At 69.8% G+C, this 11,489-nt stretch carries 15 protein-coding genes; 9 read left to right on the forward strand and 6 right to left on the reverse strand.

The window, feature by feature from the left end; translation table 11 throughout:
* Positions 1 to 161 precede the first annotated feature (161 nt).
* The 3 genes from PHLH3_RS18385 to PHLH3_RS18395 all read right to left on the reverse strand — a co-directional run bounded on the left by PHLH3_RS18385 (position 162) and on the right by PHLH3_RS18395 (position 2,051).
* Positions 162 to 764 (reverse strand): flavin reductase family protein, encoded by a 603-nt coding sequence (locus PHLH3_RS18385; RefSeq protein ID WP_213625280.1) that lies wholly within the window; start codon positions 762 to 764, stop codon positions 162 to 164.
* A gap of 82 nt (positions 765 to 846) precedes the next feature.
* Positions 847 to 1,488, reverse strand: a complete 642-nt coding sequence (locus PHLH3_RS18390) for a DUF1109 domain-containing protein (RefSeq protein ID WP_213625281.1) — start codon at positions 1,486 to 1,488, stop codon at positions 847 to 849.
* Positions 1,485 to 2,051 (reverse strand): sigma-70 family RNA polymerase sigma factor, encoded by a 567-nt coding sequence (locus tag PHLH3_RS18395; RefSeq protein WP_213625282.1) that lies wholly within the window; start codon positions 2,049 to 2,051, stop codon positions 1,485 to 1,487. The genes PHLH3_RS18390 and PHLH3_RS18395 overlap by 4 nt, the downstream gene beginning before the upstream one ends.
* A 202-nt stretch (positions 2,052 to 2,253) precedes the next feature.
* Here PHLH3_RS18395 and PHLH3_RS18400 point away from each other — a divergent pair, with 202 nt between their 5' ends.
* Genes PHLH3_RS18400 through PHLH3_RS18415 form a run of 4 tightly spaced genes read left to right on the forward strand, consistent with a single transcriptional unit; the run spans position 2,254 to position 4,642 of the window.
* Positions 2,254 to 2,526: a DUF2282 domain-containing protein gene (locus PHLH3_RS18400; protein WP_021217973.1), complete on the forward strand. Its 273-nt coding sequence runs from the start codon at positions 2,254 to 2,256 to the stop codon at positions 2,524 to 2,526.
* Between the two features lie 16 nt (positions 2,527 to 2,542).
* On the forward strand, positions 2,543 to 3,382 hold the full coding sequence (locus tag PHLH3_RS18405) for a DUF692 domain-containing protein (RefSeq protein ID WP_213625283.1): 840 nt from the start codon (positions 2,543 to 2,545) through the stop codon (positions 3,380 to 3,382).
* A complete protein-coding gene (locus PHLH3_RS18410) occupies positions 3,379 to 4,164 on the forward strand; it encodes a DNA-binding domain-containing protein (protein ID WP_213625284.1) in 786 nt (261 codons plus the stop codon). The genes PHLH3_RS18405 and PHLH3_RS18410 overlap by 4 nt, the downstream gene beginning before the upstream one ends.
* Positions 4,165 to 4,177: 13 nt before the next feature.
* Complete coding sequence (locus PHLH3_RS18415; RefSeq protein WP_213625285.1) at positions 4,178 to 4,642, forward strand: DoxX family protein; 465 nt, start codon at positions 4,178 to 4,180, stop codon at positions 4,640 to 4,642.
* 7 nt (positions 4,643 to 4,649) lie between these two features.
* On the opposite strand, the gene PHLH3_RS18420 is transcribed toward PHLH3_RS18415, so the two are convergent.
* Together PHLH3_RS18420 and PHLH3_RS18425 are read right to left on the reverse strand one after the other, a co-directional pair.
* On the reverse strand, positions 4,650 to 5,246 hold the full coding sequence (locus PHLH3_RS18420) for a chalcone isomerase family protein (RefSeq protein ID WP_244862907.1): 597 nt from the start codon (positions 5,244 to 5,246) through the stop codon (positions 4,650 to 4,652).
* A gap of 73 nt (positions 5,247 to 5,319) precedes the next feature.
* On the reverse strand, positions 5,320 to 6,216 hold the full coding sequence (locus PHLH3_RS18425; RefSeq protein ID WP_213625287.1) for an alpha/beta hydrolase: 897 nt from the start codon (positions 6,214 to 6,216) through the stop codon (positions 5,320 to 5,322).
* Between the two features lie 124 nt (positions 6,217 to 6,340).
* Between PHLH3_RS18425 and PHLH3_RS18430 the strand changes: the two genes are divergently transcribed.
* Both PHLH3_RS18430 and PHLH3_RS18435 read left to right on the forward strand, forming a co-directional pair.
* On the forward strand, positions 6,341 to 7,105 hold the full coding sequence (locus PHLH3_RS18430) for a DUF2092 domain-containing protein (RefSeq protein WP_213625288.1): 765 nt from the start codon (positions 6,341 to 6,343) through the stop codon (positions 7,103 to 7,105).
* 91 nt (positions 7,106 to 7,196) lie between these two features.
* Complete coding sequence (locus PHLH3_RS18435; RefSeq protein ID WP_213625289.1) at positions 7,197 to 7,829, forward strand: hypothetical protein; 633 nt, start codon at positions 7,197 to 7,199, stop codon at positions 7,827 to 7,829.
* 180 nt (positions 7,830 to 8,009) lie between these two features.
* Here PHLH3_RS18435 and PHLH3_RS18440 read toward each other — a convergent pair whose 3' ends face one another.
* Positions 8,010 to 8,924 carry a LysR family transcriptional regulator gene (locus PHLH3_RS18440; RefSeq protein WP_213625290.1) on the reverse strand — a complete coding sequence of 305 codons (915 nt, stop codon included), beginning with the start codon at positions 8,922 to 8,924 and terminating at the stop codon, positions 8,010 to 8,012.
* Positions 8,925 to 9,083: 159 nt separating this feature from the next.
* On the opposite strand from PHLH3_RS18440, the gene PHLH3_RS18445 reads away from it, so the two are divergent.
* Genes PHLH3_RS18445 through PHLH3_RS18455 form a run of 3 tightly spaced genes read left to right on the forward strand, consistent with a single transcriptional unit; the run spans position 9,084 to position 11,320 of the window.
* A complete protein-coding gene (locus PHLH3_RS18445) occupies positions 9,084 to 10,421 on the forward strand; it encodes a nucleobase:cation symporter-2 family protein (protein ID WP_213625291.1) in 1,338 nt (445 codons plus the stop codon).
* A 39-nt stretch (positions 10,422 to 10,460) separates the two neighbouring features.
* Positions 10,461 to 10,967: a nucleoside deaminase gene (locus PHLH3_RS18450; protein ID WP_213625292.1), complete on the forward strand. Its 507-nt coding sequence runs from the start codon at positions 10,461 to 10,463 to the stop codon at positions 10,965 to 10,967.
* Positions 10,964 to 11,320, forward strand: a complete 357-nt coding sequence (locus tag PHLH3_RS18455) for a hydroxyisourate hydrolase (RefSeq protein WP_213625293.1) — start codon at positions 10,964 to 10,966, stop codon at positions 11,318 to 11,320. Before PHLH3_RS18450 ends, PHLH3_RS18455 begins: the two co-directional genes overlap by 4 nt.
* Positions 11,321 to 11,489: the final 169 nt, after the last annotated feature.

Genomic DNA, 11,489 nt, shown 5'->3' on the forward strand with positions numbered 1-11,489 from the left:
TTGAGAAAAGTGACTCGCCCGGGGGGCGAAACCAGAAACATCAGCAAAGCTCGGCAACCGGCTTGGCCAAAAACCTTCTCGCAACACTTGACGCAGACAGAGCGACTTCATTCGCGATGCTTTTCGCGGTTGAAACCACTCCCACATCCAACGGAAAGCCCTCACCCCTTGAGCGGCAACTCCTTCCCGCCGACGCCTTCGCCGATCACCAGGTAATGCCCACCCGCCACATGGTGCAGGGTGCGCAGGTCGTCATGCCCCTCGAAATGCCAGCGGCCGTCGCTGAACACCCGCGAATCGGCCCAGGCGGCCACCACCTCGCCGAGGAACAGGTCATAGCGTTCCTGGATGTGCGGCTCTGGCAGCAGGCGGCATTCCAGCCAGGCCACGCAACCCTCCACCAGCGGCGCCGGCACCTGTGCACCGGGGAAGGTGGCGATGCCATAGGCGTCGAACTTGTCGCGCCCCGCCTCGTCGAGGGTCTGCCCGGAGCTGGAACCAACCGTCTGCACCAGGTCGACCTGGCAGCGCGCCGGCACGTTGAGCACGAAGCTGCCGGAGGCTTCCAGCAGGCGGCGGGTCCAGGTGGACTTGTCGAGCACCACGGAGACCTTGGGCGGCTCGAAGTCCAGGGCCATCGCCCAGGCGGCCGCCATGACGTTGCGCTTGCCGCCATGAGCGGCGCTGACCAGCACGGTGGGGCCGTGGTTGATCAGGCGATAGGCCTTGGCCAGCGGAACGGGACGGCGGTGATCGACGGACATGGCAGGGCTCCGGGAAGCTGCGAAAGGGGACGGCGCAGCCTGCACCAGGGCGAAGCCGGAGAGCAAGCCCGGCGGTGCCGGCTCACCAGCGCAGCAGGCGCGGCCCCAGCAGCCAGCCGGCGAGGGTCGGCAGCGCCATGCCCAGCACGTACCAGACGCCCCAGAACGGCACCGCCATCTCCGGGCAGTGCAGGCAGTAGACCAGCGTCGCCAGTGCCCCGGCGAGCAGGCCGCCGGCGGCCCCGGCGAGGCGCAGCCGGGTGGGTGCGAGGCCGCGCAGGGCCCAGTTCACCGCGATGAAGGCCGGCACCGAGAGCAGGGCGATGTTCAGCGGGCAGGTCCGCCACGTGCTGCCGAGCACGACCGCCAGCCTGTCCCCGGCGGGCAGCGCCGCCAGCAGCACCAGGCTCGCCCCCCAGACCAGCACCAGGGGCAACGCGATGGCGGCCCAGCGCGCGCCCACCGGCACGCCCGGCCGCGCCAGCCGGCCACTGGCCCAGAGCGCACCCAGCGCCAGCACCATGGGCAGCGCCACCTTGGCCCAGAACAGGGGAGTGGCGGCCACCTCGGCCAGGTCCTTGCGCACGCCGAAGAAACAGGCCATCAGCACCAGCGCCCCCACCAGGCCGCAGCCGAGCGCCAGGGCGAAACGCCGGGCCGAGCGGGCCAGGGGTACCTCCGGGTTGCCGCTGGCGAGCATCGCAATCAGGTCATCGGTCTTCATCGCTTACCTCGAATCATGTCCGCGAGCACCTTGAGCCCGCGGTGTATGCCGACCTTGACGGCAGAACTGGAAAGTCCGGTGAGCCGGGCGGTTTCCTCCACCGAGAGGCCCTCCAGCTTCACGTGGATGATCGGCAGGCGCTGCTTGTCGGGCAGCCGCTCCAGCAAGCGCCCCAGGTCACGACTGGCCTCGCCCGGCTCCGCGTCGGCCTCGTCGAACAGGCCTTCCTCGTCCAGCGGGTCGTGCAAGGCCTCGCGCCGGCCACGGGCGCGGAAATGGTCGGCCAGCTTGTAGCGTGCGATGGCCTGTACCCAGGCCGTCACCGGCTGGTCGGCACGGTAGGTGTGGCGGGCGTTGTGCACGGCCAGCAGCACCTCCTGCACCAGGTCCTCGCAATCGCTCGGCTGCCGTAGGCGACGCATCAGGAAGGCCCGCAGGTGGGCGCCGAGCTGGCCGAGGAAATCCCGGTACGCAGCCGCCTCGCCCGCAAGCCCCCTGAGCAGCAGCGCCTGCAGTCCGGCCTCCCGTGCTTCCAGTGCCTCTTGATCACTAGTTCGCTTCATCGACCGCCCTGGTTACACCCCGGATGAAATTCTCCCGCCGTCGGCATCCGCCGCGCTGCGGGCGACACACGTTAGGGCGCGGCGAAAAAAATCTCAAAAAAATTTCGGCGGGCTGTAACCGGAGGCGAGGTGCCGGCGAATTACCCCTCGAGCCACCGGTGAAAGGCCGGTCGCCACCCTCAATGGAAACTGGAGATACGACATGAACAACATCGCTCTCACCGCTGCCGCCCTGGCCCTCGCCACCCTCGCCGGCGGTGCCGTCGCCGCCGACGCCAAGCCCGGCGCCATGGAGAAGTGCTACGGCGTGGCCATGGCCGGGCAGAACGATTGCAAGGCCGGCGCCGGCACCAGCTGCGCGGGCACCTCGAAGAAGGACTACCAGGGCGACGCCTGGAAGAACGTCCCGGCCGGCACCTGCACCTCGATCAAGACGCCCAACGGCATGGGCTCGCTGACCCCGATCAAGTCCTGACCGCCGGCCGTCGACCATGCAACGCCATGCGCCGCTGGGCGCCGGACTGGGCCTCAAGCCCGAGCACTACGAACAGGCCCACGCCTGCACGGCAACGGGCTTGTGGTTCGAAGTGCATCCGGAGAACTACTGGGTCGACGGCGGCCCCCGCCTGGACTGGCTGCAGGCCATAGGCACACGCCACCCGCTCTCGCTGCACGGGGTGTCGTTGTCCCTGGCGGCGGATTGCCCGCCCGACCCGGCCCACCTGCGGCGCCTGCGCGCCCTGGCGGACCGGGTACGGCCGGCCCTGATATCCGAGCACCTCGCCTGGTCAACCTGGCGCGGTGCCTACAACCCGGACCTGCTGCCCTTCCCCCGTACCGAGGCGGCGCTGGTCCGCATCAGCGACAACATCGCCCGTACCCAGGACGTCCTGGGGCGGCGCATCGCCATCGAGAACCCCAGCCACTACCTGCGCATGGACGGCCACCCGTACCCGGAGATCGACTTCCTCGCCGAACTCAGCCGGCGCAGCGGCTGCGGGCTGCTGCTGGACCTGAACAACGTGCAGGTGAGCGCGCACAACCTGGATTTCGACCCGGCGGGCTACGTGGATGCCTTCCCCGCCGAGGCCATCCTCGAGCTGCACCTGGCCGGGCACAGCCACGACGGGGGCGGCAGCGGGCTGCTGGTGGACTCCCACGACGCGCCCATCGACGAGGCCGTGTGGGCCCTTTACCGGCGCCTGATCGAACGCATCGGCCCACGCCCGACCCTGATCGAGCGCGACGACCACATCCCCCCGTTCGCCGAGCTGCTGGCCGAGCGCGACATCGCCCAGGCCGTACTGGACGGCCACGGGGAACGGCCATGACGCTATCCCTCGGGGCCTTCCAGGACGCCTTCATCGCGGCAGCCCGTGGCACGCCCCTGGCCCCCGACAGCGCGGAAAGCCGACTGGTGGCCGACCTCGCCCGCCAGGCCGGTTTCGACCTCTACCGCAACACCCTGGCGAAGGGCTGCGTGGACGCCCTGCGGGCCAACTTCCCGGCTGTGGAACGCCTGGTGGGCGCCGACTGGTTCGGTGCCGCGGCGGCGCTGTACGCACGCCAATCGCCGCCGACCTCGGTGCAGTTGCTGGAGTACGGCCAGGGTTTCGCCGACTTCCTCGACGCCTTCGAGCCGGCCCGCGAGTTGCCCTACCTGGGTGCGGTGGCGCGGCTGGACCGCCTCTGGGTGGAGGTCTTCGCCGCAGCGGAGCGGCCATCGCTCGCGCTCGGCGACATCGCCGGCCTCGCCCCCGAGGCGCTGGGTGAGCTGTGCCTGCAGCCGAGACCGGCACTGCGCTGGTTCTGGTGCGCCGACATGCCGGCCTACAGCATCTGGCGGCACCAGCGCGAGGAGCGGCCCCTGCCCGACACCCTGGAGTGGCGCGGCGAAGGCGCCCTGCTCGGGCGCAGCGGCGGCCAGGTGACCTGGCAGGCACTGGGCCCGGGAGGCTGCGCCTTCCTCGACGCCTGCGCCCGGGGCCAGACGCTGGATGAGGCCAGTGGCCTGGCCCTGGCCGCCGAACCGGCTCTCGACTTCATCGACCTGCTCGGCCGCCTGCTGGCGGCCGGCGCCTTCACGCCCCTGCTCGCCACGTGCGACACCTGACCGGAGCCCCCTCATGGATACCCCGCACACCCAGCCGATCACGACCGGCCCCATCGCCCCGCGCAGCCTGGCTGCGTGCCTGCACGCCCTGCTCCCCGACGCGTTGCTGTTGCTGGTGGCGCGCCTGGGCATCGCCGGGGTGTTCTTCCTCTCCGGACGCACCAAGGTGGAGGGGGTGCTGAGCATCACCGACAGCACCTACGAGCTGTTCCGCAGCGAATACGCCCTGCCCCTGCTGCCGCCGGAGCTGGCCGCACACCTGGGCACCTATGCCGAACACCTGTTCCCGTCGCTGCTGGTGCTGGGCCTGTGCACCCGCCTCTCGGCACTGGCGCTGCTGGGCATGACGCTGGTGATCCAGGTGTTCGTCTACCCCGACGCCTGGTCCACCCACCTCAGCTGGGCCGGCCTCCTGCTGCTGCTCGTCGGGCGCGGCGCGGGCGCCTGGTCGCTGGACAGCCGCCTGGGCCTGCGTTGATCGGCCGCTAGGGCTGCAGCCTGCAGCAGTCGGAGACCACCGCCGCACCGGGCTCGAAGGGTGGTCGCAGGCCGCCGAGCAACTGCTCGCGCAGCTCCGGGTCCTGGGTGCGGGCATCCAGCCAGATGCCGAAGAAGGTCCGCGCGAACAGCGGGTCGCGAACCTCGTGGGGCGGACGCCCGTCGACGTAGAGGCGCCCACCGACACCGGGCAGGTAGACGCCGGTGATGCGCTGGCCGGGCTCGACATCGACGAAGGCGCGTTCCATCTCCGCCTGCCAGGCGCTCAGCCTGGCCGCATCCACCGCCTCGCCACCGAGCCGTTGCAGGTCATCGAGGCTGGCCTCCACCAGGGTCTCGCGGCTGATGGAGCGCCGGTAGGTCAGCTCCAGGGCGAAGGGACGGTCCTCGCCAAGCCCCGCCTCGGTGGCCCACAGCCTGGCGTCGTAGATGTGGAAGCCGTAGGCGCTGAAGGCGCCGCTGCCCACCAGCCGCGCGTCGGGCACGGCCTCGTGCCAGGTATCGGCGAGGGCCTGCGACAGGCCCAGCAGGCCGATGAGCGCGGCGACCAGAAGGCGGCATGGCGAGAAGAAGTAAGTGGTCACGGTTGGCTGCTCCTGGGACGTTGATTCGAGCAGTCTCCTGAAGCCAGGTTGCAATATTCCGTTCGCGGCCAACCTAGCGTCGCAGCAGCTCCAGCACCCCAGCGACCACATCCTCCGGTGCCTCCTGGGGGATGTTGTGGCCGACGCCGGGCAGCAGCCGGCGCTGGTAGGGACCGGTGAAATGCACGGTGTCCTCGTCCTGCTCCGGTGGCGGGCCGACGCCGTCGTCCAGGCCGCAGAGGGAGAGGCTCGGCACGCCGATGGCCGGCTGCGCCGCCAGCTGCCGCTCGATGGACTCCAGCACCGGGTCGCCCGGGGCGTAGCCATAGCGATGACGGTAGGAATGGATCACCACCTCGACGAAGTCCGGGTTGTCGAAGGCCTCCGCCGTCGCGGCGTAGGTCGTCTCGTCGAAGCGCCAGGTGGGTGACCACAGCTGCCAGAGCAGGCGGCACAGTGCACGGCGGTTCGCCTCCAGCCCCAGGTGCCCGCGCGGCGTGTGGAAGTAGAACTGGTACCAGTAGCGGAACTCCTGCTCGGGGGCCGCCGGCGTGCCGGAGGCGGCGATATCCTGGATGTTGTAGCCGTCCCCCGTCACCAGCGCCCTCACCCGCTGCGGCCAGAGCGCGGCGACGATGCACGCCGCACGCCCGCCCCAGTCGTAGCCCACCAGGGTCGCGCACGGGATCGCCAGCGCGTCCATGAAATCCAGCAGGTCACGTCCCAGGGCCGCCTGCTGGCCGGAGCGCGGGGTGTCGCCGCAGAGAAAACGGCTGGGGCCGTAGCCGCGCAGGTACGGCACCAACACCCGCATCCCCTGCGCGGCCAGGGCCGGGGCCACGGCGTCATAGGCCCGTACCGAGTAGGGGAAGCCGTGGAGCAGGATCACCACCTCGTCCCCGGCGCCATGCTCTTCATAGGCCAGCGCGAGGCTGGGCGTGTCGACCCTGTGGATCGTCCTCGTCGCCATGAAACCGCTCCTTGCATCGATGATGGGGACAGCTTAGCCAGCCAACGCCCGATCGCCGCTGGAACCAACCTGGCGGCTGCCACACCTAAGGACTATCGACCAGCTCGCGACGAGGTCACCCGCCATGCCCGGCACCGTCCAACGCAGGCTCTCAGTCCTGGCCTTCACCCTGATCGCCTGCAACGCCGGGGCGGCGGATGGGGATGCGCCCGACCCCGGCGCCCTCGACGCCCTGGTGAAGATGGGCGAACACCTGCGCGGCCTGCAGCAGTACGCCCTGGACGCGGAAAGCGACAGCGACCAGTTGCTGGAAAACGGCCAGGCGCTGGTGGTGCATGCCAGCACCCGGTTGCTGGTGAGCGCGCCGGACAAGCTGCGCGTGCAGGTGACTGGAACCGGGTACCAGCGCAGCCTGTTCTACGACGGCCAGCACTTCACCCTCTACGACAGCCGCCAGGGCTACTTCGGCCGGGAGGTGGCGCCCACCAGCCAGGAGGAATTGCTGGCCCTGCTCGGCGAGCGCTACGGCATCCAGCTGCCGCTGGCCGACCTCATCCAATGGCACCCGGATACCGCGCAGCGGGTCGGCCTCGACAGCGCCCTGCACGTCGGCACCGAACAGGTCGGCGACCAGACCTGCGAGCACTACGCCTACCGCCAGCCCGGCCTCGATTGGCAGCTATGGCTGCGCCAGGGCGACGAGCTCCTGCCCTGCAAGATGGTGCTGACCCGCCTCGACCAGCCCGAACGCCCGCGCCACAGCGTGACCTACCGCTGGGACACCCTGCCGATGGTCGGCCCCGGCGACTTCGTCTTCACCCCGCCGGAGGGCGCGAGGCCGGTGCCGTTGCTGGAGTTGCAGGCGGGGATGGACGGCACGCCGCGATAAGCACGACCCGCCATGGACAGCCCGCAGGCCAAACGGTAATTTCTGCCGCCCGACGCCCTCCCGCCGAGGCGTCCCGACAAGGAGCGTCCCATTGAAATACCTGATCGCCCTGCTGCTGACCCTCGGCCTGTCGGGCTGCCAGACCGACCAGAGCAGCCAGTTCCAGCCCCAGGACATCCCGGCCGCCGGCCCCTACCGGCACGACGGCACCGGTATCGTCTTCCCGACCACCTCCGGCATCTTCCTCCGTGCCCAGATCCTGCGCTTCGACGAGCAGGCCCGGCACATCATGGTCGCCTACAACTCCGAGCTGATCGCCCAGCCCGTCATCCTCAGCGCCTATGTCTACCCGGCGCCACAGGTCACCTCGTTCGGCTCGCCGGCGGACGTGATCGCCACCGCCAGACGCCAACTGGCACTCGATCACCAGAGGCAACAGAAGGCGGAAATCCTCGCCTTCCATGAGAACGGCAAGCTGGTGAGCGAACAGCCCGCGACCCTGGCCTACAGGGGCCGGACGATCACCGGCCTGCGCGCGGACTTCGCGTTCGTCGAACCCTTCGCCGGCGAGGTACAGCCCATCCGCTCCTCGCTCTACCTCTTCGAACTGGGCGAGAACATGCTCAAGTTCCGCGTCGCCGCGCCCGCATCGGTGGACAGCGAGGCGGCGGTCAAGGCGATGATCGAAGAGATTGCGGGCAGCTCGGCTGGGGAGCCGCTTTAAGGTTCGGCACTCCACAGGAGGGGTGGACTGAACCCACATCGCTGCGTTGGGCTTCGCACCTCAGCCCAACCGACCGCATCGCCTAGCCTCGCCCCGTAGCCCGGGCTTCAGCCCGGGACGCGCACCGCACCGACGCGCGGCCCGATCAGCACCGGGCGCTGAACCGGGCTGCCGCGCACTTCACAGCGTCGTCGCCCGCCCCTGGCTGTCCAGCTCGAACACCTTGTTGCGCATCAGCCGCTCGCGCAGCCAGCGCTGTGCCTGGCCGCGCCCGTGGCGGCGCTGCCAGAGCAGGTCGACGCCCACCAGCCAGTCGGTGAAGGGGTAGGCGGCGAGCTGCAGCTCCACCAGTTCGCCAGCGGCCAACTCGCGCTGCACCAGTTGGCGCGGCAGGGTCGCCCAGCCGAGGCCGGCCCGCACCATCTCCACCAGCGCCATGTAGCTTTCCGCCTGCCACAGGCGCGTGGCGCGCAGGTACTCGCTGCTGGGCAGCTTGCTGGCGTGGGCGCTGAAGGCCAGGCGGCGGTGGGCGTGCAGGTCGGCGAAACTGACCCCGTCGCGTTGGGCCAGTGGATGTCCGGGATGGGTGACGTGGACCATCACCAGCTTGCCCAGCTGCTGGAACTCCAGCTCACGCGGGTATTCCGGCTGGGAGAAGGCGATGCCCAGCTCCACCTCGCCGCGCTGGAGCATGCCGGCGACATCGCCGCTGTGCGGGTGGCGGACGATCAGGTCGACATGGGGAAAGGCCTGCTCGAACTCGCACAGCACCGGCATCACCGTGCTGTAGGGCACCTCGATGGCCAGGGTGAGATGGGGTTCGGTTTCCCCCGCCAGGCTGTCGGCATGGCCCTGCAACGCCAGGCAGCGCTCCAGCACGGCCTCGGCCTCCAGTTGCAGTTTATGGCCGGCAGCGGTGAGACCGGGAATGCGCGTGGAGCGGTCGAACAGCTCGACGCCCAGGTCGGCCTCCAGGTTGGCGATGGCGGCGCTGACGGTGGACTGGGTGCGCCCCAGGCGCCGCGCCGCCGCCGAGAAGGACCCGGCCTGCACCACGGCGACGAACACCTGCAGCTGATCGAGAGAAAACCGCATCGCACCACCCCTCCAACCATCGATGAAGACGATGGTTATTCATTTGAACCATCGCCATCAAGACCCTGAAGATGCGGGCGAGCCAGCACTGCCTCCTCGAAACGCTGGGCAACCCGAACCCCATAACAAGAAACGTTGCACCTTCAGGAGAACGCCCCCATGAGCCACCCCACGCCCCATCCCGTCGACCAGCTTCTGCCTGTGCGACAGCTCCTCACCTATGGCCTGCAACACGTGCTGGTGCTCTATGCCGGCGCCGTGGCGGTGCCGCTGATCCTCGGCAGCGCCCTGGGCCTGAGCCATGCGCAGATCGTCCTGCTGATCAACGCCAACCTGCTCACCTCCGGTATCGCCACGCTGGTCCAGACCCTGGGCTTCTGGAAATTCGGCGCGCGGCTGCCGCTGGTACAGGCCTGCTCGTTCATCGCCCTGGCGCCGATGATCATGATCGGCAAGGCGTTCGGCCTGCCCCAGGTGTTCGGCGCGGTGATCGCCGCCGGAGTCATCACCATCGCCCTGGCGCCGGTGTTCAGCCGCCTGCTGCGCTTCTTCCCACCGGTGGTGATCGGCAGCCTGATCACCATCATCGGCATCTCGCTGATGCCTGCCGCCGCCATCTGGCTCGGCGGCGGCAACCCCGGCGCGGCGGACTTCGGCGCCCCGGCCAACCTGCTGCTGGGCCTGGCCACGGTGGCCATCACCCTGGTGGTGTACGCGCGCTTTTCCGGCTTCATCGGCAACCTCGCGGTGCTCATCGGCCTGCTGCTGGGCAGCCTGCTGGCGGCGGCATGCGGCATGACCGACTTCAGCCGTGTCGGCGAGGCGGCCTGGTTCGAGCTCTCCGCCCCCATGGCCTTCGGCATGCCGCAGTTCTCGCTGACTCCGATCCTGATCATGACCCTGGCGATGCTGGTGATCATGGCCGAGACCACCGGCAACTGCCTCGCCATCGGCCAGCTCACCGGCAGGACGATCGATGCACGCACCCTGGGCAACGCCTTCCGTGCGGACGGCCTGTCGACGGTGATCGGCGGGCTGTTCAACAGCTTTCCCTACAACGCCTTCACCCAGAACACCGGGCTGATCGCCCTGTCGCAGGTCAAGAGCCGCTTCGTGGTGGCCGCGGCCGGCGGGATCATGGTGGCGATGGGGCTGTTCCCCAAGCTCGGTGCGCTGATCGCCGCAGTGCCGACGCCGGTGCTCGGCGGCGGCGCCATCGTGATGTTCGGCATGACCACCGTGGCGGGCATCCAGGAGCTGTCGCGGGTGCGCTTCGAAGGCACGCGCAACGCCATCGTGGTCGCCGTCTCGGTGAGCGTCGGCGTGCTGCCGATGTCCTTCCCCGCCCTCTTCGCCCATGCCCACGGCGCCCTGAAGCTGGTGCTGGAGAGCGGCATCTTCCTCGGCGCCATCACCGCCATCGTTCTCAACCTGCTGCTCAACGGTCGCGAGCGCAGCGAGCCGCACGCCCAGGGCGCGGCCGACCTCGCCGACTGATTTCCCGCGCCCTGCGCACCCACTGCCAAGGAGTCACCCATGACCTTCACCCACCTGGTCCCTGCCGGGGTCACCGAGCTCGATCTGGAGCTGCTGCGCGAGTCCATCCGCCTTTCCCGGGACTCGCGCCAGCGCGGCCGCCACCCCTTCGCCGCCCTGGTGGCCGACCGCGACGGCAGGGTGATCGCCCGTGCCGGCAACAACTCGATGCCGCCGGAAGGCGACCCGACCCAGCACGCCGAACTGGTGGCGGTGGCCGAGGCCGCACGCCTGCTGGGCCCGGAGGCCCTGGCCGGATGCACCCTCTACACCAGTGCCGAGCCCTGCTGCATGTGCGCCGGCGCGGTGTACTGGACCGGCGTCGGCCGGGTGGTCTACGCCCTCTCGGAACATGCGCTGCTGGGGCTGACCGGGGCCCACCCGGAGAACCCGACCTTCTCCCTGCCCTGCCGCGAGGTGTTCGCCCGTGGCCAGCGCCAGGTCACGGTGCTGGGGCCGATGCTGGAACATGAAGCGGCGGTCCCCCACGAGGGCTTCTGGACGTGAAGGGCCTTTCCATCCATGTCGTCGACGTCGCCCGTGGCTGCGTCGCCGAAGGGCTGGAGCTGCGGGTGGAGCGCCTGGAAGGCGAGCGTCGCGAGCTGATCCACGCCGGGCGCATCGGCGCGGACGGCCTGCTCGCCGGGCTGGCCGACGAAGCCGGGCGTTGCAGCGCGGGCGTCTACGAAGTCAGCCTGCGGGTGGCGGACTTCTACCGCGCCCAGGGCATGGTCCTACCCGAGCCGGCCTTCCTCGACCTGCTCGTCTACCGCTTCGGCATCGCCGATACGGGGCAGCACTACCACCTGCCCTTCAAGCTCACCGCCTGGGGCGTCTCCTGCTTCCGGGGCGGTGCCTGAGCCTTTCCGCCACATGCACCGACACCCGCCATGGATATGCCGGCGCACCCCTGCACGAGGGTGCGCTGCGCTAGCTGCTGGAGTTTGACGAGTCGTGCCGACGTCGCTGCCGGCTGGTTGAGGGTCGCATCCGGGGGCTAATGCCACGGACAGGCCCGGTAGGTTGCCG

It is taken from the genome of Pseudomonas sp. Pc102, assembly GCF_018408275.1.
GTDB classification, from domain to species: Bacteria; Pseudomonadota; Gammaproteobacteria; order Pseudomonadales; family Pseudomonadaceae; genus Metapseudomonas; species Metapseudomonas tohonis.

Excerpts from the sequence above, each read along its gene's own strand:
- PHLH3_RS18385 (WP_213625280.1), bottom strand. The coding sequence starts at position 764 with ATGTCCGTCGATCACCGCCGTCCCGTTCCGCTGGCCAAGGCCTATCGC.
- PHLH3_RS18390 (WP_213625281.1), bottom strand. The coding sequence starts at position 1,488 with ATGAAGACCGATGACCTGATTGCGATGCTCGCCAGCGGCAACCCGGAG.
- PHLH3_RS18395 (WP_213625282.1), bottom strand. The coding sequence starts at position 2,051 with ATGAAGCGAACTAGTGATCAAGAGGCACTGGAAGCACGGGAGGCCGGA.
- PHLH3_RS18400 (WP_021217973.1), top strand. The coding sequence starts at position 2,254 with ATGAACAACATCGCTCTCACCGCTGCCGCCCTGGCCCTCGCCACCCTC.
- PHLH3_RS18405 (WP_213625283.1), top strand. The coding sequence starts at position 2,543 with ATGCAACGCCATGCGCCGCTGGGCGCCGGACTGGGCCTCAAGCCCGAG.
- PHLH3_RS18410 (WP_213625284.1), top strand. The coding sequence starts at position 3,379 with ATGACGCTATCCCTCGGGGCCTTCCAGGACGCCTTCATCGCGGCAGCC.
- PHLH3_RS18415 (WP_213625285.1), top strand. The coding sequence starts at position 4,178 with ATGGATACCCCGCACACCCAGCCGATCACGACCGGCCCCATCGCCCCG.
- PHLH3_RS18425 (WP_213625287.1), bottom strand. The coding sequence starts at position 6,216 with ATGGCGACGAGGACGATCCACAGGGTCGACACGCCCAGCCTCGCGCTG.
- PHLH3_RS18430 (WP_213625288.1), top strand. The coding sequence starts at position 6,341 with ATGCCCGGCACCGTCCAACGCAGGCTCTCAGTCCTGGCCTTCACCCTG.
- PHLH3_RS18440 (WP_213625290.1), bottom strand. The coding sequence starts at position 8,924 with ATGCGGTTTTCTCTCGATCAGCTGCAGGTGTTCGTCGCCGTGGTGCAG.
- PHLH3_RS18445 (WP_213625291.1), top strand. The coding sequence starts at position 9,084 with ATGAGCCACCCCACGCCCCATCCCGTCGACCAGCTTCTGCCTGTGCGA.
- PHLH3_RS18450 (WP_213625292.1), top strand. The coding sequence starts at position 10,461 with ATGACCTTCACCCACCTGGTCCCTGCCGGGGTCACCGAGCTCGATCTG.